Consider the following 19,035-nt stretch of genomic DNA (forward strand, 5'->3'; position numbering starts at 1 on the left):
AACTTCAAAACAAATATAGTTGTTCGATTCATTAAAAACCAAAGGTTGATTACATACTAAAGATATTACACAAACATATGGACTTGACTCCGATAAAATAAAATATCGACCCGAAAACAGGATTTACAGGTCGATAAATAAAATTATCGACCCGAAAACAGGATTTACAGGCCGATAAATAAAATTACCGACCCGAAAACATCGTTTTCGGGTCGCTCTATTATAATTCACATGCTTTTATATTGATTGTGCTTTATAACCAATCATATTAACAATATCTTTTGGACTAGAGAATGGTGGTGCATAAGCGATCTCGATATCACGTAGTTCGTCTACAGTTAGGTCTCCTATTATTGCTGTAGCTATAATATCAATTCGTTTATCAGCACCATCTTTACCGACTGCACATGCACGTAATATTTTGCGTGTTGCTTTATCAAAATAAACGCGTAATGTAAGTGGTTCGGCACTAGGATAATAGCCAGCATGTTGTTTTTGAGTTTGTTCAACTACTTCATAATCATAATTTGAGAGTTCACTTTCTGAAACGCCAACACTACCTAATGCATAATCAAACATTTTCACAATATTTGTACCAAGTAAACCTTTGAAAGTAGCTTTAGGACTTGATGAATTTGAAGTAATATTTTCAGCGATTAATACTGCTGCTCTATGGGCACCCCAAGCTAAAGTGACACTAGTTGGTTTCTTTGTATGTCTATAGAATGTTTCAATCACATCACCTAATGCATATACATCATCTAAATTCGTTTCGAAATATTCATTTACTGGGATATAGCCTTTTTCATTTAATTTAAGTGAAGATGATTTTAACCAATCACTATTTGGTTCAATTCCAACACCAGTAATGACTATGTCATATGACTCTGTTATACCGGATTTAAAAGTTACTTCTCGTCCTGAAATATCCGCAATTTCTTCATTTAATTTATAAGGAATATGTCGTTTTTCTAACTCATCAAATATAACTTTATTTAAATCTTTATCCATACTTTTATTAATGTGGTCGCTACGATGTATCAAAGTTGTATGGATATTTCTATTATATAAATTCTCCAAAATTTCTAAACTCACATAACCAGCACCGACAATTAATGCAGATTGAACATTTTCTTTTTGAATAAAGTCTTCTATTTTGTCAGTATCTACTAAGTTTCTTAATGTGAATACACGGTCAGATTGAAAACCTAAATGTCTTGCACGACAACCCGGACTTAAAATAAGTTTGTCATATACATCTTCAAAAATTTCACCAGTTTCATGATTTTTAATCGTGATTGTTTTTTTAGCATCATTTAATTCGATTGCTTCATGATAAGTTTTAACTGTAATATGTTTTTTCTCTTTAAATTGATCAGGTGTCGCTGATAACATCATATCTCTATCTTCTACGACTTCTCCTAAATAATAGGGAAGGCCACAGTTTGCAAAGCTCATATCTCTATCTTTTTCATAAACTGTAATATCACTATCCGGATCAAGTCGTCGAATTTGCGATGCAACTGTTGCGCCTCCAGCAACTGCACCGATTACGATAATTTTAGCCACTTACCATCACTCCTTATAATAGAATATAGCGACTGTGCCACTACCAGTGTGTGAACATATAACTGGTCCGATATTTGAAATGACAACATCTTTAGGTGAAAGATTTGATTGTATCAGTGCTTTAATTTTTTCTGCTTCTTCAATATCATCAGCATGTGTCATATAAATAATGTCACCAGAGTAATCACTATTTTCTTTTTTCATCTTATCAATAATGGCATGCCATAATTTTTTAGAGCCTCGATGCTTCTCAATCGGAACAAGTTTACCTTCTTCAACATGAAGGAGTGGCTTAATATTTAATAAATTACCTAAAAATGCTTGTCCTTTAGAAAGTCTGCCACCACTAGCTAAATAGTTTAAATCTTTAACTGTAAATAAGTGTCTAATTTTATCAATTCGCTCTTTAATATAAGCGTCAAGCTCTTCAAAAGTATAGGACTGTTCAATTTTATCTTGTACATCGAGAATTAATTTACCGCATCCCATTGATGCACTTAATGTGTCGTAAATCGTTAAATCAAGGTCTGGGTATGTTTCTTTCACTTGTTCTTTAACTAAGCAAGCCGTTTGATATGTCCCACTTAAAGCACTACTAAAAGCTAAGTAAATGGCTTGTTCTTTCTTTTCTGCAACTTCAGTAAATACTTTTGTCATTTGTTCCATAGTAGCTTGATTCGTCTTTGGATGTTTATTGTTTTTAATTGCTGCTAATACTTCTTCGTTTGAGATTTCATATTGATCAACTTTATTTTGATCATCAATGACAATTCCGAAAGGTAAGAAGTAAAATCCTTTTTCTTCAATTTGAGATAACGTTAAATCTGAACCACTATCCACGATCATTTTCATGTAAAAATCCCCTTACATATTTAAGTCAAAATGTTTGTTTAAGTATTTTCCGATACCATCATTATTATTAGTGTCTGTAACTTCTGTTGCAATTTCTTTAAGTTCTGGAATAGCATTTCCCATTGCGATACCATAATTGGCAAATTGAATCATTTCAAAATCATTATCTTCATCACCAAAAGCAATAATATTATCAAAATCTATATCTAAATATTCAGCGACATATTTTACCGCTTTACCTTTGTTAATACCCTTTTTAACAATTTCAATAACAGGAAATGGAGCACCCCAACGACGATGTTCTATAAATTCAGCATAGTGTTTATTTAAATGCCTTTTAATACGTGGAATTTCACTTTCTTCTGCTTGAATTAATAAACTCGTAGGAGATTCAGGTAGTAATTGATCAAGTTCTCCATATTTTATTTCAGGATTGCCCATACTGAATCCTTCAAATAATGATTGATCATAGTTGTTGATATACACTTGGTCTTTAACTTCAGCAATAATATTTTTAATATCAAGTTGACTAATATCTTTATAAATTTTGTATGCGATACGAGTATCAAATTGTTCATGTTTCGTTGGGAACCTATTATCTGTTGGATGATGAATATAAGCACCATTAAAATTAATGATCGGGGTATTCATATTCATTGCATTGTAATAATCCACACTTGCTCGATATGGTCTACCAGTTGAAATCATAATTTCATGACCGGATTTTTTTAAATACTGTAATACTTTTTTAGTAAAAGGTGAGATGCGCTTTTCATCGTTTAATAATGTGCCATCTAAATCTAAACAAATTAAATGTTTTTCCATATCGATAACTCCTTACCATTTTTCTTTATGATACATACAATAATATCATATCATTTTCTTTAACCCATGCTTTAAATTTGATATATTATATATAGTAACTTTTAGAATGAGGTGAAAATATGGAAGAAGCAATGAAAGATAGTATTATCGGTGCACTTGAGAATGTAATTGACCCAGAACTAGGAATAGACATAGTTAACTTAGGTCTTGTATATAACGTTGACTTAGACGACGAAGGATTATGCACAGTAGAAATGACTTTAACTTCTATGGGTTGTCCAATGGGGCCACAAATTATAGATCAGGTTAAAACTGCATTAGCAGAATTACCTGAAATTAAAGAAACAGAAGTTAACATTGTCTGGAATCCACCATGGGGCAAAGACAAAATGTCACGTTACGCTAAAATTGCATTAGGTGTAAGCTAAAAGTAATCAAAAAGCAGTAGAGATCATGTTTAAAACATGATCTCTACTGCTTTTGTTGTTTATAGTTATTTGTCTGAAATTAATTATTATTAGACTTTGGTTTCTTATGCTTGTCTGAGATTAAAGCATAGACGATATAAAATATAACGAATATCAATATGATAGTGGTAACAGGATTCAAAGGCTTGTTATTAAAAATTGCATTATAAAATAAATTTATAGAATAGGCTAAACTACATAAACCTAGAATAATCCAGATTAAGTTTTTCATTGATATCCTCCTTATAGAATAAAGGTTTTAAAATCTTAATCCTTATTCTATCCTACATATGGATAAAGGACAATTTTCGCAATTGATGGCTCGCTTTAAATAATCTAAGTCGTGTATTGTGATTTTCTTATGATTGATGGAGACGATTTTCTCTTTCTTTAAATTACTCAACATACGGTTAACACTTTCTCTTGTTACATTACAAAAATTGGCTAATTCATGATTGGTTAAATCTACATTGATCAAAATGCTATTTTCATCTTGTATGCCATATGTATTTGCTAATTTAATCAATATTGAATAGAATGCACCTGTTTTACCAAGTGTGTAGACATCTCTAATTTGATATTCATTTTTTTCGTTTTCATTTTGTACCCACAGTAACCATTCATATTTAAGCACTTCATCGTTTAAAATGGCTTCTTCGAATTGTACTTTAGGAATACTAAATACGACAGCTGCTTCTTTTACTCTTGCTGAAAGGCTATGTGTCTTTCTTCCACAAAATAATGTAGTCGAACCGAAAATACTATGTCTGCCTAATAGTTTAGTATTAAATTCTTTCCCGTCTTCCATTACGCGATGTGTAATGACTTTTCCCTCTACAATTACATAAATATGATTACATAAGTCTCCAGTATGGTATATATAATGGTGGGCATCAAAATGGTGTCGTTGACCATGTTGAATAATATACTCAATAATTGAAGTTGCTTCTGTATATGTAGTTTGCAAAAGATCACTTCCCCTTATGATTTCACTTATAGTTTACCATAAAATGTCATAAAAAAGGTTTGTAATTTTGGTGCTTTATATTTGTCAAAGAAGGTCAAAAGGTATATAATCAAATTAAGGTCAAAGATAGTCAAACTATTGGCCGTTGAAAATTTAAAGAGGTGATACATTTGGATATTAATCAGATGACATATTCCGTACAAAGTGCAATTGAACAAGCACAACAATTATCACAATCATATCAACTACAAAATATTGAAATAGAAGCTGTATTACTTGCAGCATTAAATGAAGATGAAAGTATTTTTAAAAGAACGCTTGAAAGAGCAAATATTGATACAGAAATTTTAAAAGATAAATATGAACAAAAGTTAAAACAATATTCTGTAGTTAAAGGTGATAACGTCCAATATGGACAATATATTTCGCCAAAGCTTAATGAATTATTTAATAAAGCAGATAAAATTAAAGAAGAAATGCAAGATGACTATATGTCTATGGAGCATATCTTAAAAGCAGCCATCGAAGTTGACCAAACAACAATCGATATTGTAGGCAATAAAAAAGAAGTCATTAATGAAATTATTAATAAAATAAGAGGAGGGAATCGTGTGACATCACAAAATCCTGAAGTACAATATGAAGCATTATCTAAATACGGTAGAGATTTAGTCGAAGAAGTTCGAAAAGGGAAAATGGATCCTGTAATCGGTAGAGATGAGGAAATTCGTAATACGATTCGTATATTAAGTAGAAAAACTAAAAATAACCCAGTATTAATAGGTGAGCCTGGTGTTGGTAAAACAGCCATTGTAGAAGGACTTGCTCAACGAATTGTTAAAAGAGATGTTCCTGAATCACTATTAGATAAAACAATTTTTGAATTAGATTTATCAGCATTAGTAGCTGGTGCCAAATTCCGCGGTGAATTTGAAGAAAGATTAAAAGCAGTCTTAAAAGAAGTTAAAGAATCTGAAGGAAGAATTTTATTATTCATTGATGAAATTCATATGTTAGTTGGTGCAGGTAAAACAGACGGTGCAATGGATGCAGGTAACATGCTTAAACCAATGTTAGCAAGAGGTGAGTTACACTGTATCGGTGCAACAACTTTAAATGAATATCGTCAATACATTGAAAAAGATTCAGCATTAGAAAGACGTTTCCAAAAAGTAAACGTTAAAGAACCTGACTTAGAAGATACTATTTCAATTTTAAGAGGTTTGAAAGAAAGATATGAAGTACACCATGGTGTTCGTATTCAAGATAGAGCATTAGTGGCAGCAACTGAATTATCAGATAGATATATTACAGATAGATTCTTACCAGACAAAGCGATAGATTTAGTAGACCAAGCTTGTGCAACAATACGTACAGAAATGGGTTCTAATCCAACTGAGTTAGATGCTGTAAATAGACGTGTGATGCAGTTAGAAATTGAAGAAAATGCACTTAAATCAGAATCTGACCAAAGCAGTCAAATTCGTCTAGAAGAATTACAAAAAGAATTAGCCGATGAAAAAGAAAAACAACAACAATTACAAAGTAAAGTTGAACAAGAGAAAGAACAAATCAAATCATTACAAGATAAAAGAGCAGAATTAGATGAAAGTAAACAAGCGCTTGAAAATGCAGAAAATCAATATGATTTAGCTAAAGCAGCAGAACTTAAACACGGCAAGATTCCACAAATAGAAGCAGAATTAAAAGAATTAGAAGAAGCATTTGCTGAAGAAACAGGATCTGATCATGACCGACTTATTAGAGAAGTTGTAACAGATGAAGAAATTGGTTATATCGTCAGTCAATGGACAGGTATCCCAGTATCAAGACTTGTTGAAACTGAAAGAGAAAAATTACTTAAACTTTCAGACATTCTACATGAAAGAGTTGTTGGTCAAGATGAAGCTGTAGATTTAGTGTCAGATGCTGTTGTAAGAGCAAGAGCAGGTATTAAAGACCCAAATAGACCGATTGGTAGTTTCTTATTCTTAGGTCCTACTGGTGTCGGTAAAACTGAATTAGCTAAGACATTAGCAGCAACATTATTTGATTCTGAAAAACATATGATCAGAATTGATATGAGTGAATATATGGAAAAACACTCTGTAGCACGTTTGATTGGTGCGCCTCCAGGTTATGTAGGTTATGAAGAAGGTGGCCAATTAACAGAAGCGGTTAGAAGACAACCATATTCAGTTATTTTATTAGATGAAATTGAAAAGGCACACAATGATGTGTTTAATGTATTACTTCAATTATTAGATGAAGGTAGATTAACAGATGCAAAAGGTCGCAGTGTTGATTTTAAAAATACAATTATCATTATGACAAGTAACATTGGATCACAATATTTATTAGATGGCGTTACTGAAAATGGTGAAATTGAAGAATCAGCTAAAAAACAAGTAGACGATAGCTTGCATGCATACTTTAAACCAGAAATATTAAACAGAATGGATGATATCGTATTATTCAAACCACTTTCTATTAAAGATATGAGTCATATCGTAGATCATATTATTACAAACTTAAACATTCGATTAGTAGATCAACACATCAAAGTGAGTGTAGACCAAGATGTGAAAGAGTGGATAGCTGAAGAAGCGTATGAACCACAATTTGGTGCAAGACCATTGAAACGATTTGTACAAAGACAAATTGAAACACCATTAGCAAGATTGATGATCGGTCAAGAATTAAAAGAAGGTACAATAGTAAACGTACACTTAGTAGATGGTGAAGTTAAATTTGAAGTAAATGCATAATAAAGTATCCCGTCATGTAATTGGCGGGATTTTTTTGGTGTTGTGTATAAGGTAGTAATTAGCAAGTTAGGTGAGAAGTGCAAATAGTGGGTGTGTTATTAGCAGTTTTGATTAGAAGTGCAAATAACGAGTGTCCATAGTAACACTTCGGCCGAGTTTTGTAACTATAGCGGTCCATAGTAACACTTCGGCCGAGTTTTGTAACTATAGCGGTCCATAGTAACACTTTGACCGACTTTTGTAATTATAGCCGCCCATAGTAACACTTTGACCGATTTTTGTAACTAACGCCCCCGTTATGAACAAGTTTGGCGAAAAGTGTTCACAACGCCCCTGTACAAACCGTGAATATAAGCCAGAAAAAATATAGTTAATCACAAACAAAAAATCCCGTCATATAATTGACGGGAATTTTTTATGAATGTTGTGTACTTTGTTTGTCCGAAGAAGATTTACCAACTAAAGCATCTAAAAGAATAATAACAACTGTAAAAATGATTGCATAAATAGTTGGACTAACAAAATTTAGCGCTTCATCTGAACCGCCTAAACTATGTAAAACAAAGTTTATCATTTGTGATAATAAGAATGCCCATATAAAAGTTAAGATGTATTGCATTTTTTATCCTCCGTAACTGTTAATGTCATATCATTCATTATAATTAACTTTTTATAAATTGTATACCTTATATGATGAAAACGATTTAAATATTTTTAAAAGTGAGTCTGTGCTTGTGTATAATGGTATAAGTATGTTAAATTAGTACCTGATAATAACAACAGATTATAAGAAGGTGTCAATATAATGGATATTGGTATAAAAGGTTTTGGGGCATATGCGCCTAAACGCGTGGTAAAAAATGAACATTTTGAAAGTTATTTAGATACATCAGATGAATGGATTACAAAAATGACTGGTATAAAAGAAAGACGTTTTGCTGATGATACTGAAGATACAAGTGATTTAGCATACGAAGCTGCGGTAAGAGCGATTGAAGATTCAGGTCTAGATAAAGAAGAAATCGAAATGATCATCGTAGCAACTTCAACAGGGGATAAACCATTTCCAACTGTAGCAACTACGTTACAAAAAAGATTAGGTTTAAATAAAGTGCCATCTATGGATCAACTTGCTGCATGTACTGGTTTTATTTATGGTATAGTAACTGCACAACAATTTGTACAATCTGGTCTTTATAAAAATGTATTAGTAGTTGGTGCTGATAAACTAACGAAAATTACAGATATGAATGACAGAAGTACAGCTATATTATTTGGTGATGGTGCTGGCGCAGCTATCATTGGCGAAGTATCAGAAGGTAAAGGTATACTAAGTGTTGAGCTTGGTTCAGATGGTAATGGTGGACCACACCTATATCAAGATATGGATGCTAATACAATCCAAATGAATGGACGTGAAGTCTTTAAGTTTGCAGTTAGAATTATGGGTGAAGCTTCAACTAAAGCAGTAGAAAAAGCAGGTCTACAATCAGAAGACATCGATATGTTTGTACCACATCAAGCTAATATCAGAATTATGGAATCTGCTCGTGAAAGATTAGGTATTGCTAAAGAGAAGATGAGTGTAACTGTAGATAGATACGGGAATACATCTGCAGCTTCAATACCCTTAAGTATTGCATATGAATTAGAACAAGGTAAAATAAAAGATAACGATACAATAGTCCTAGTTGGATTTGGTGGCGGCCTGACTTGGGGTGCCATAACGTTACGCTGGGGTAAATAGGAGGAAATTGGATAATGACAGAGAAAAAACGTGTTGTAATGACTGGTTTAGGTACATTAAATCCTTTAGGAAATGACGTGCCTACTACTTGGGAAAATGCAATTAACGGTAAAAACGGCATAGACGAAGTAACAAGGATTGATGTTTCTGAATTTCCAGCTAAATTAGCGGGTGAATTAAAAGACTTCAATATTGATGATCATATTCCGAAAAAAGATGCTCGTAAAATGGACAGATTTACGCAATATGCAATTGTTGCTGCGCGTGAAGCTTTAAAAGATTCTAAATATGAAATTACAGATGAAAATAGTCATCGTGTAGGTGTTTGGATTGGTTCAGGTATTGGTGGTATGGAAACATTCGAATACTCACACAATATGCTTTTAAAACGTGGTCCAAAACGTGTAAGTCCTTTCTTCGTACCAATGATGATTCCAGATATGGCAACTGGTCAAGTATCTATAGATTTAGGCGCTAAAGGTCCAAATGGTTGTACAGTTACTGCTTGTGCAACAGGTACAAACTCTATAGGTGATGCATTTAAAATCATCCAACGTGGTGATGCTGATGTTATGTTAGCTGGTGGTACAGAGGCACCTATAACAGAAATGGCTATTGCAGGTTTCAGTGCGAATAAAGCATTATCTACAAATCCTGACAAAAATACAGCGTGTCGTCCTTTCCAAGAAGGAAGAGATGGCTTCATCATGGGTGAAGGTGCTGGTGTAGTTGTATTAGAATCATTAGAATCAGCTGAAGCACGTGGTGCACATATTTATGCTGAGGTAGTAGGATATGGATCAACTGGGGATGCATTCCATATAACAGCTCCATCTCCAAATGGAGAAGGCGGTGCTCGTGCAATGCAAGCAGCCATTAAAGATGCTGGTATTAAACCAGAAGATATCCAATATTTAAATGCACACGGTACAAGTACACCAATTGGTGATTTATATGAAGTATTAGCTATTAAATCTACTTTCGGTGATGCAGCTAAGAACTTAAAAATAAGTTCAACTAAATCAATGATGGGTCATTTACTTGGTGCAACTGGTGCAGTTGAATCAATCTTAACGGCTTTATCAATTGAAAATAGTATTGTCGCTCCGACAATTAATGCAAACACACCAGATCCAGAAATCGATTTAGACTATACGCCTAATGAAGCGGCTAAATTAGATATTGAGTACGCTATGAGTAACAGCTTAGGCTTTGGTGGACATAATGCAGTATTAGTCTTCAAAAAATATCAAAAATAGCTCATAAAAATAAAGCAGAAATACCAATGAAAAGTTGGTGTTTCTGCTTTTTATTTATGAAAAATATTAAACGATAAACCCTAGAAAGATTGAGATAATAAAAAATAATGTACTTAATACGACAAAAGGTAATACCCAGTTATGTATTGTTCTTTCTTTTAAATGTAGTTCTTTCATATTTGGATTCATGATTTCATCGTCTTTCAAATAATCTTGTGACGCTTTAGACTTCATATGAAAATTAAACTTCCGAACTGCTTGTCTAGAAACTTCTCCAACGCCATCTTGTTTCATCGCAACAATCCAACTTGCTGCAAAAGCAATTGTCATGATGTAAAAGTATATATTAGCTGCTTGATCTAGGTCTTTTAAAAAGATAAGACAAAGGACAGCAAATAGGCCAATATAACCTATAGTAAAAATACCCCAAAATTTCATTATTACCTACCTCTTATCATTAGATTTAAGTGTATTATAACAGATTAGAAAAAAATATTTATGTTTTGTGGAACTTAATAAAAAAATAAGTGTAATTTTACTTATGTATAATTATTGTATGCTACTACATAGTAAATGACTGAAAATTAGAAAAAATAGGTAATTAGTAAACAAATGTTGTATATTTATGCTATTAAAGTGTATATCGATATCGCGTTGTCGCTTTATCGTAATAAAATAATCTATTATTTTGAACACTTTCATATTCAAAATTCTGAATATTCGTGTTGATTTACATTGTATAAATTCTGTATAATGTATATAAATATTTCTGAATATTAAAAGAAATATGAATTCGATAAGGGGATTGGAGGCAAAACAATGGTTAGATATACTTTGAAACGTATTATTTATATGTTCATATCATTGTTTTTAATTATGACGATAACATTTTTCTTAATGAAATTGTTACCGGGTTCACCGTACAACGATGAGAAATTATCAGAAGAGCAGAAGGTTATTATAAATGAAAAGTATGGTTTGAATGATCCTGTACCAGTACAATACGCGAACTATTTAAAAAATGTCGCAAAAGGTGATTTTGGTATTTCATTCCAATACGATAACAGAGAGGTTTGGAGTTTAATTAAACCTAGACTTGGACCATCTGTAGAAATGGGTACATATGCGATGATTTTAGGAACTATTACTGGTTTATTATTAGGTATAGTTGCTGCAATCAGGCAAAATACAATAGTAGACTATGGGGCCACCTTCCTATCGGTAATATTTATTTCAGTTCCATCATTCGTTCTAGCTGTACTACTACAATATGTATTTGCTGTTGAATGGCAAATATTCCCTGTAGCAGGTTGGAGTGGATTTATGACTGCTGTATTACCATCAATTGCGTTAGCAGCAGGTGTAACAGCAACAATTGCACGTTATATACGTTCTGAAATGATTGAGGTCCTAAGTTCTGATTACATAGAATTAGCAAGAGCTAAGGGGATGTCAAGTGCACGTGTTATCTTTGGACATGCAGTACGTAATGGATTAATTCCAATCATTACGATTATCGTTCCAATGTTAGCAGGTATCTTAACAGGTACTTTGACAATTGAAAATATATTCGGCGTTCCTGGTCTAGGTGACCAATTCGTTCGATCAATACAAACAAATGACTATCCAGTCATTATGGCTTTAACATTACTATTCAGTTTCTTATTTATTATTTCAATCTTTTTAGTTGATGTACTTTACGGATTAGTAGATCCAAGAATCCGTGTTGAAGGAGGTAAAAAATAATGGCTAATAATGATGATAACAAGTTAAATAATAGCGGTTATGATAACGCCTCTGTTACACACTCAACACAAGGTATGCCAGCAGAAAGCTTTGTATTACATGGAAGAGATAAAGTAGTAGAAGAAAAATTCGAAAGAAAAAGTCGTACATTCTGGCAAGATGCTTGGAAGCAACTTGTAGGGAATAGACTAGCGATTGTTGGTTTAATATTCCTTATCTTACTGACAATTCTTTCTTTAGTAGGACCATTAATGAACGATCATAAATTCAGTGATCAAAACGTTTCACATGCGAACTTACCACCGAAAATTCCAGTATTAGATAAAGTTCCGTTCTTACCATTTGATGGTACTGATAGAGATGGCTTTGACTTATATGAAAGTCAAAACGTTCAAGAAAATTACTGGTTCGGTACGGATGAACTTGGGCGTGACTTATGGACACGTACTTGGAGAGGTACACAAGTATCCTTATTCATCGGTGTTGTAGCGGCAGCTCTAGATATCTTTATCGGTGTTATTTACGGTGCTGTATCAGGTTACTTCGGAGGAAGAATAGATGATATTTTACAACGTATTGTAGAAATACTTTCTTCTATTCCAAACTTAATCGTCGTAATTTTATTCGTATTACTATTTGATCCATCTATATGGACAATTATTTTAGCCATGTCCGTAACAGGTTGGCTCGGTATGAGTCGTATTGTACGTGGACAATTCTTGAAAATTAAAGAACAAGAATTCGTAATGGCATCAAGAACATTAGGGGTTTCTAACTTTAAATTAATCTTTAAACATATTTTACCAAATACACTTGGCCCAATTATTGTAACGTCAATGTTTACAGTTCCAAGTGCAATTTTCTTCGAAGCATTCTTAAGCTTCATTGGATTAGGTATTCCAGCACCACAAGCATCACTAGGTTCATTAGTTGATACAGGTAGAAAAATGTTGCTGATTTACCCACATGAATTATTCGTACCAGCAACAGTATTAAGTTTATTAATCTTATTCTTCTACTTATTCAGTGATGGTTTAAGAGATGCGTTTGACCCTAAAATGCGTAAATAAGGAGGAAATTAATTATGGCTAAGAGAATATTAGAAGTAAATAACTTACATGTTTCCTTCGACATTGACGCGGGGGAAGTACAAGCAGTAAGAGGTGTAGACTTTTATTTAGATAAAGGGGAAACACTTGCGATAGTTGGTGAATCAGGTTCAGGTAAATCTGTTACGACTAAAGCATTAACACGCTTATTGCCTAGAAAAGTAGGTCGAATTAAAGACGGTTCTATCTTGTTTGACGGGAAAGATATTGCAAAATTAAGCGAAAAAGAAATGCAGAAGATTCGTGGTAAAGAGATTGGTATGATATTCCAAGATCCTATGACTTCACTCAATCCAACTATGAAGATTGGTAAGCAAGTCATGGAACCACTTATTAAGCATCAAAAATTATCTAAACAAGATGCGAAAAAGCGCGCATTAGATATTTTAAATTTAGTAGGTTTACCGAAAGCAAAAGAAAGGTTTAATAACTATCCTCACCAATTCTCTGGTGGACAAAGACAAAGGATTGTTATTGCTACAGCATTAGCTTGTGACCCTAAAATCTTAATTGCAGATGAACCTACAACAGCATTAGACGTAACGATTCAAGCACAAATATTAGAATTGATGAAAGAATTACAACATAAAATAGATACTTCTATTATCTTTATTACACATGACTTAGGTGTAGTAGCTAACGTGGCAGATAGAGTAGCAGTAATGTATGGTGGACAAATTGTAGAAACTGGTTCAGTTGATGAAATTTTCTATAACCCTAAACATCCATACACATGGGGCTTACTATCATCTATGCCAAGTTTAGAAACATCTCATGATACAGAACTTTTGGCTATCCCTGGAACACCACCAGATTTAATCAAGCCACCTGTTGGAGATGCTTTTGCTAGACGTAGTGAATATGCCTTAGATATTGACTTTAAGGAAGAGCCACCTTGGTTCCAAATTTCACCTACACACTTTGTGAAGTCATGGTTGTTAGATGAAAGAGCACCTAAAGTAGAATTACCAGAAGCTGTTAAATTAAAACAAAAAGCAACACCAGATCAATTTGACAAGCCAAAACGTGTAGAAAGGGTGACGTTCTAATGGCTGATAAAAGAGAAGTACTGATTGATGTTCAAAATTTAAAGCAATATTTCAACGTAGGCAAGAAAAATGAGGTAAGAGCGGTAGATGATATCTCGTTTCAAATATTTAAAGGTGAAACATTAGGTTTAGTTGGTGAGTCTGGTTGTGGTAAATCCACAACGGGACGCACACTTATTAAACTATATGATGCAACTGACGGGAAAGTCATCTTTGATAACGTTGATATACAAAATATCAAAAAGCGTAAAGACTTATTACGATTTAATCGTCGTATGCAAATGATTTTCCAAGATCCATATGCATCGTTAAACCCACGTCTTAAAGTTATGGATATAATTGCTGAAGGTTTAGATGTTCACAAACTCGTTTCAAGTAAAGAAGAAAGAAAAAAACGTGTTTACGAATTACTTGAAACAGTTGGTTTAAATAAAGAGCATGCTAATAGATATCCACATGAGTTCTCTGGTGGACAAAGACAAAGGTTAGGAATTGCGCGTGCATTAGCTGTTGAACCAGAATTCATTATTGCAGATGAACCTATCTCTGCACTTGACGTTTCGATTCAAGCACAAGTTGTTAACTTAATGCAAAAGCTACAAGATGAAAAAGGCATTACGTTCTTATTCATCGCGCATGATTTATCAATGGTTAAATATATTTCAGATAGAATCGGTGTAATGTACTTTGGTAAATTGGTTGAACTTGGACCATCTGACCAAATTTATAAGCATCCTCAACATGAATATACTAAATCATTGTTATCAGCGATTCCATTACCAGATCCTGATTCTGAACGAACAAGAACAAGATCTTCATATAATCCAGATATACATAAATATGAAGACGACGACAAACTAGAATTAAGAGAAGTAGGTCCGGATCACTTTGTATATTGTTCTGAAAAAGAATTTGCTGAGAAGAAGGCCAACTATAATAAAGACTTTGATTTAACAGAAGCATAATATTATAGTTTTTAATCTAGATTTATCGTATTTTAACAATTGTTTGAAAATTGTGTGAATTTTTGTTGTTATTCATACATTTTTAAAATATAATTATAATAACTCTTCTGATTAATCAGGGGAAAGAAAACAAGGGGGAAAAGCTATATGAGGAAGAAGATTTCGGTTTTATTGTCAATACTCGTTGCAGCTGTTTTAACGTTAGCAGCATGTAGTGGTGGCGGTTCTAAAAGTGACGAAGGTGGTAAAGGCGGCGTTAAGAGTGAAAAATCTGAAAACGTCTTAAACTTATCTTCAACATCAGATATTCCAACTATGGATTCATCTTTAGCAACAGACCAAGTATCATTCTTTACGTTTAACCAAACTTTAGAAGGATTATATGTATTAGATAAAGATGATAATCCTGCACCAGGTGTTGCAAAAGCAGATCCTGAAAAATCTGCAGACGGTAAAACTTGGACTATCAAATTAAGAGACAATGCAAAATGGTCAAATGGTGATCCAGTTACAGCACATGACTTCGTTTATGCTTGGCAAAGAACTGTAGATCCAGACACAGCAGCTGAATATGCATACATGTTTGAAAACATCGAAAACGCTAAAGACATCACTGCAGGTAAGAAAAAACCTGAAGAATTAGGCGTTAAAGCAATTGATGATCATACTTTAGAAGTTAAATTAATTAAAGACGTTCCTTGGATGCAAAGTCTATTTGCTTTCGGTTCATTCATGCCTCAAAACGAAAAATTCGTTGAGAAACAAGGTAAGAAATTCGGGACTACTGCTGATGCTACATTATCAAACGGTCCATTCATTATGAAAGAATGGAAAACTGAAGATAATTGGAAGCTTGTACCAAACAAAGAATATTGGGATAAAGACAAAGTTAAACTTAAAGAAGTTAACTATAAAGTTGTAAAAGAAGTACAAACAGCTATTAACATGTACCAAACTGGTAAATTAGATACTGTTGGATTAGATGCTTCAAACGTTACAAAATACAAAGATAGAGAAGACTTCTCTACTCAATTAAACTCTTCTAACTATTTCTTTAGAATTAACAAAACTAAGAATAAAGATTTAGCAAATGAAGATTTAAGAAAAGCATTCGCAAAATCTATTGATAAAGAACAATATGTTAAATCATTATTAAACAATGGTTCTGTTCCTTCAGATAAATTAATGGTTAAAGATTTCGTTAAAGACAAAGACGGTAAAGACTACATCGATGGCGTTAAATCTCCATTAAATTATGACAAAGAAGAAGCTAAGAAATTATTAGAAAAAGCTAAAAAAGCAACTGGTAAAGATAAATTCAACATCGAGTTATTAACATATGATGCTGATGAATCTAAAAAAGCAGCTGAGTTCGTTAAAGAACAAGTTGAGAAAAACTTACCAGGTGTAACTTTAAAAATTAAACAACAACCGTTCAAACAAAAATTAGCGTTAGAATCTAAAGGCGATTATGACATTTCATTCGCTGGTTGGGGTCCTGACTATCCAGACTCAACTACATTCTTAGATTTATTCAAGAAAAATAGTCCACATAACCAAACTGGATATGCAAATGCTGAGTACGATAAAGCATTAGATGAAGCTAATTCTGATGAAATGTTAAAAGATGAAAATAGTGCTAAACGTACTAAATTATTACAAGATGCTGAAACTAAGTTCTTAGACTCAGCTTCAATTGGACCACTTTATCAACAAGGTGTTGCACGTTTACGTCAACCTTACGTTAAAAACTGGCAACCACATAAATTCGGTGGAGACTACTCACTTAAAGAAGTAGAAATCGCTGGAGCTAAATAAAAGTGAATGAAAGCAATCAATGGAAACATTGATTGCTTTTCTTTATATATTCACGATGTTTGACACAATAATGAGGAGGCGCATTAAAAATGAAAAAGTATAAAGTCATATTTATGATAGTTGTCTCATTGATGCTTATTATGTCAGCGTGTAGTAATGACAAAGATGAAAAAGGTAGTAATATTAAACAATCCAAAACTAAAAATGAACTTAATTTATCATCAGGGGATGATATACCAACTATGGATCCATCATTAGCAGCTGACCAAGTTTCATTTACAACTTTTGCTCAAACGTTAGAAGGCTTATATGTATTAGACAAGAATGACAAACCTATACCAGGTGTTGCAAAAGATGAACCTAAAAAGTCTAGTGATGGGAAAACATGGACAATTGAATTAAGAGATAATGCCAAATGGTCTAACGGAGACCCAGTAACTGCACATGATTTTGTATTTGCATGGCAAAGATCGGTTGATCCAGATACAGCTGCAGAATTTGCATATATGTTTGAAAATATAGAGAATGCAAAAGACATTACGCAAGGTGATAAAAAGCCTGAAGAATTAGGTGTTAAAGCGATTGATGATCACACACTTCAAATTAAACTCGTTAAAGATGTACCTTGGATGGAAAGTTTATTAGCATTCGGTTCATACATGCCTCAAAATGAAAAGTTTGTTAAAAAGCAAGGTGACAAATTTGGAACAACAGCTAAGACGACATTATCTAATGGACCATATAAATTAACAGAGTGGAAACCAGAAGATAAATGGAAGCTTGAAAAGAACGATGAATATTGGGATAAAGATAAAGTCAAAGTTCAAGACGTGAACGTTAAAGTTGTTAAAAATACGCAAACAGCCATTAATATGTATCAAACAGGTAAGCTAGACATGGTTGGTTTAGATGCGCAAAACATTAAAAAATATAAAGACAGAGAAGATTTTTCTACTGAAGCAACATCAGGAAGTTACTTCTTCAGAATTAATAAAGAGAAAAATGAGAACTTAAAAAATGAAGATTTAAGAAAAGCAATTGCGAAATCAATTGATAAGAAATCATATGTGAATTCGTTGTTGAACAATGGTTCTAAACCTTTAGATACATTAATGATTAAAGACTTCGTGAAAGATAGCGACGATAAAGATTATACAGAAGGTGTGAAATCGTCACTAAGCTATAATAAAAAAGAAGCAAAAGAACATCTTGAACAAGCGAAAAAAGATTTAGGTAAAGATAAATTTACAATTGAATTGCTAACGTATGATGAAGATGAATCTAAAAAAGCAGGAGAATTTGTTAAGGAACAAGTAGAGAAAAATTTACCTGGTGTAACTTTAAAAATTAAACAACAACCATTTAAACAAAAACTAGCACTTGAATCTAAAAAAGACTTTGATATTTCATTTGCAGGTTGGTTCCCAGATTATCCAGATCCAACAACATTCTTAGATTTATTTACATCAGATTCACCGCATAACCAAACAGGATATGCTAACAAAGCATATGATAAAGCGTTAGAAGAAGCCAATTCAGATGAAATGTTAAAACCAGAAAATAGCGACAAACGTATTAAAGCATTACAAGATGCAGAATCAGAATTTTTAGATTCAGCATCCATATCTCCATTATTCCAAACAGGGTCTGCACGATTGAGACAGCCATATATTAAAAATTGGCAAAACCATAAATACGGTGGAGATTACACATTAAAAGGCGTTGAAATAGAAGGCGCAAAATAATTGAGTACAAATTGTTAGGGATATAAAAAATCAGTTGTTTATGATTTTTATATCCCTGTTTATTTGTGTAATTAAAACCATACGCTATGCGTATGGTACAGTATGGTTTCACCGTTGTATTAAAAAATGCATCTCTACATGCTAGAATA

The 19,035-nt window shown here is 33.0% G+C and carries 16 protein-coding genes; 10 read left to right on the forward strand and 6 right to left on the reverse strand.

Features of this window, described 5'->3' with window-relative positions:
* Positions 1-237: 237 nt before the first annotated feature.
* From LQ693_RS11990 to LQ693_RS12000, 3 genes are read right to left on the reverse strand one after another with little or no spacing between them, the layout of a single operon-like run.
* Positions 238-1,569 carry a CoA-disulfide reductase gene (locus LQ693_RS11990; RefSeq protein ID WP_107565312.1) on the reverse strand — a complete coding sequence of 444 codons (1,332 nt, stop codon included), beginning with the start codon at positions 1,567-1,569 and terminating at the stop codon, positions 238-240.
* A gap of 6 nt (positions 1,570-1,575) precedes the next feature.
* The gene (locus tag LQ693_RS11995) at positions 1,576-2,421 is read right to left on the reverse strand and encodes a DegV family protein (RefSeq protein WP_107565311.1); all 846 of its coding nucleotides are present in this window, start codon (positions 2,419-2,421) and stop codon (positions 1,576-1,578) included.
* 12 nt (positions 2,422-2,433) lie between these two features.
* The gene (locus LQ693_RS12000) at positions 2,434-3,246 is read right to left on the reverse strand and encodes a Cof-type HAD-IIB family hydrolase (protein WP_037588866.1); all 813 of its coding nucleotides are present in this window, start codon (positions 3,244-3,246) and stop codon (positions 2,434-2,436) included.
* 119 nt (positions 3,247-3,365) lie between these two features.
* On the opposite strand from LQ693_RS12000, the gene LQ693_RS12005 reads away from it, so the two are divergent.
* Positions 3,366-3,674: a metal-sulfur cluster assembly factor gene (locus LQ693_RS12005; RefSeq protein WP_037588867.1), complete on the forward strand. Its 309-nt coding sequence runs from the start codon at positions 3,366-3,368 to the stop codon at positions 3,672-3,674.
* 313 nt (positions 3,675-3,987) lie between these two features.
* Here the strand turns inward: LQ693_RS12005 and LQ693_RS12010 are convergent, their stop codons facing one another.
* Complete coding sequence (locus LQ693_RS12010) at positions 3,988-4,680, reverse strand: Crp/Fnr family transcriptional regulator (RefSeq protein WP_107565308.1); 693 nt, start codon at positions 4,678-4,680, stop codon at positions 3,988-3,990.
* 170 nt (positions 4,681-4,850) lie between these two features.
* On the opposite strand from LQ693_RS12010, the gene clpB reads away from it, so the two are divergent.
* Positions 4,851-7,448, forward strand: a complete 2,598-nt coding sequence (gene clpB, locus LQ693_RS12015; protein ID WP_107565307.1) for an ATP-dependent chaperone ClpB — start codon at positions 4,851-4,853, stop codon at positions 7,446-7,448.
* Positions 7,449-7,863: 415 nt separating this feature from the next.
* On the opposite strand, the gene LQ693_RS12020 is transcribed toward clpB, so the two are convergent.
* Positions 7,864-8,067, reverse strand: coding sequence for a YjzD family protein (locus LQ693_RS12020; protein WP_025905688.1), 204 nt, complete (start codon positions 8,065-8,067; stop codon positions 7,864-7,866).
* Positions 8,068-8,253: 186 nt separating this feature from the next.
* On the opposite strand from LQ693_RS12020, the gene LQ693_RS12025 reads away from it, so the two are divergent.
* Together LQ693_RS12025 and fabF are read left to right on the forward strand one after the other, a co-directional pair.
* Positions 8,254-9,195 carry a beta-ketoacyl-ACP synthase III gene (locus LQ693_RS12025; RefSeq protein WP_107565306.1) on the forward strand — a complete coding sequence of 314 codons (942 nt, stop codon included), beginning with the start codon at positions 8,254-8,256 and terminating at the stop codon, positions 9,193-9,195.
* Between the two features lie 14 nt (positions 9,196-9,209).
* On the forward strand, positions 9,210-10,454 hold the full coding sequence (gene fabF / locus LQ693_RS12030) for a beta-ketoacyl-ACP synthase II (RefSeq protein WP_025905686.1): 1,245 nt from the start codon (positions 9,210-9,212) through the stop codon (positions 10,452-10,454).
* Between the two features lie 66 nt (positions 10,455-10,520).
* On the opposite strand, the gene LQ693_RS12035 is transcribed toward fabF, so the two are convergent.
* On the reverse strand, positions 10,521-10,892 hold the full coding sequence (locus LQ693_RS12035; protein ID WP_025905685.1) for a DUF3899 domain-containing protein: 372 nt from the start codon (positions 10,890-10,892) through the stop codon (positions 10,521-10,523).
* A gap of 381 nt (positions 10,893-11,273) precedes the next feature.
* Here LQ693_RS12035 and opp3b point away from each other — a divergent pair, with 381 nt between their 5' ends.
* From opp3b to LQ693_RS12065, 6 genes are all read left to right on the forward strand, one after another.
* Positions 11,274-12,200, forward strand: a complete 927-nt coding sequence (gene opp3b / locus LQ693_RS12040; RefSeq protein ID WP_025905684.1) for an oligopeptide ABC transporter permease — start codon at positions 11,274-11,276, stop codon at positions 12,198-12,200.
* Positions 12,200-13,270 (forward strand): oligopeptide ABC transporter permease, encoded by a 1,071-nt coding sequence (gene opp3C / locus LQ693_RS12045; RefSeq protein WP_107565305.1) that lies wholly within the window; start codon positions 12,200-12,202, stop codon positions 13,268-13,270. The genes opp3b and opp3C overlap by 1 nt, the downstream gene beginning before the upstream one ends.
* A 14-nt stretch (positions 13,271-13,284) precedes the next feature.
* The gene (locus LQ693_RS12050) at positions 13,285-14,358 is read left to right on the forward strand and encodes an ABC transporter ATP-binding protein (RefSeq protein ID WP_025905682.1); all 1,074 of its coding nucleotides are present in this window, start codon (positions 13,285-13,287) and stop codon (positions 14,356-14,358) included.
* Positions 14,358-15,323 (forward strand): ABC transporter ATP-binding protein, encoded by a 966-nt coding sequence (locus LQ693_RS12055; RefSeq protein ID WP_107565304.1) that lies wholly within the window; start codon positions 14,358-14,360, stop codon positions 15,321-15,323. Before LQ693_RS12050 ends, LQ693_RS12055 begins: the two co-directional genes overlap by 1 nt.
* Before the next feature lie 147 nt (positions 15,324-15,470).
* Positions 15,471-17,141: a peptide ABC transporter substrate-binding protein gene (locus LQ693_RS12060; RefSeq protein ID WP_239703224.1), complete on the forward strand. Its 1,671-nt coding sequence runs from the start codon at positions 15,471-15,473 to the stop codon at positions 17,139-17,141.
* A gap of 89 nt (positions 17,142-17,230) precedes the next feature.
* Positions 17,231-18,886 (forward strand): peptide ABC transporter substrate-binding protein, encoded by a 1,656-nt coding sequence (locus LQ693_RS12065; protein WP_198051957.1) that lies wholly within the window; start codon positions 17,231-17,233, stop codon positions 18,884-18,886.
* Positions 18,887-19,035: the final 149 nt, after the last annotated feature.

This window comes from Mammaliicoccus sp. B-M6 (assembly GCF_022386965.1).
Classification (GTDB): domain Bacteria; phylum Bacillota; class Bacilli; order Staphylococcales; family Staphylococcaceae; genus Mammaliicoccus; species Mammaliicoccus sciuri_A.

What these genes read in the sequence shown, in the direction of transcription:
- opp3b (WP_025905684.1), top strand. Translation starts at nt 11,274, where the DNA reads ATGGTTAGATATACTTTGAAACGTATTATTTATATGTTCATATCATTG.
- opp3C (WP_107565305.1), top strand. Translation starts at nt 12,200, where the DNA reads ATGGCTAATAATGATGATAACAAGTTAAATAATAGCGGTTATGATAAC.
- fabF (WP_025905686.1), top strand. Translation starts at nt 9,210, where the DNA reads ATGACAGAGAAAAAACGTGTTGTAATGACTGGTTTAGGTACATTAAAT.
- LQ693_RS12050 (WP_025905682.1), top strand. Translation starts at nt 13,285, where the DNA reads ATGGCTAAGAGAATATTAGAAGTAAATAACTTACATGTTTCCTTCGAC.
- LQ693_RS12035 (WP_025905685.1), bottom strand. Translation starts at nt 10,892, where the DNA reads ATGAAATTTTGGGGTATTTTTACTATAGGTTATATTGGCCTATTTGCT.
- LQ693_RS12005 (WP_037588867.1), top strand. Translation starts at nt 3,366, where the DNA reads ATGGAAGAAGCAATGAAAGATAGTATTATCGGTGCACTTGAGAATGTA.
- LQ693_RS12055 (WP_107565304.1), top strand. Translation starts at nt 14,358, where the DNA reads ATGGCTGATAAAAGAGAAGTACTGATTGATGTTCAAAATTTAAAGCAA.
- LQ693_RS12020 (WP_025905688.1), bottom strand. Translation starts at nt 8,067, where the DNA reads ATGCAATACATCTTAACTTTTATATGGGCATTCTTATTATCACAAATG.
- LQ693_RS11995 (WP_107565311.1), bottom strand. Translation starts at nt 2,421, where the DNA reads ATGAAAATGATCGTGGATAGTGGTTCAGATTTAACGTTATCTCAAATT.
- LQ693_RS12000 (WP_037588866.1), bottom strand. Translation starts at nt 3,246, where the DNA reads ATGGAAAAACATTTAATTTGTTTAGATTTAGATGGCACATTATTAAAC.
- LQ693_RS12060 (WP_239703224.1), top strand. Translation starts at nt 15,471, where the DNA reads ATGAGGAAGAAGATTTCGGTTTTATTGTCAATACTCGTTGCAGCTGTT.
- LQ693_RS12025 (WP_107565306.1), top strand. Translation starts at nt 8,254, where the DNA reads ATGGATATTGGTATAAAAGGTTTTGGGGCATATGCGCCTAAACGCGTG.
- LQ693_RS12065 (WP_198051957.1), top strand. Translation starts at nt 17,231, where the DNA reads ATGAAAAAGTATAAAGTCATATTTATGATAGTTGTCTCATTGATGCTT.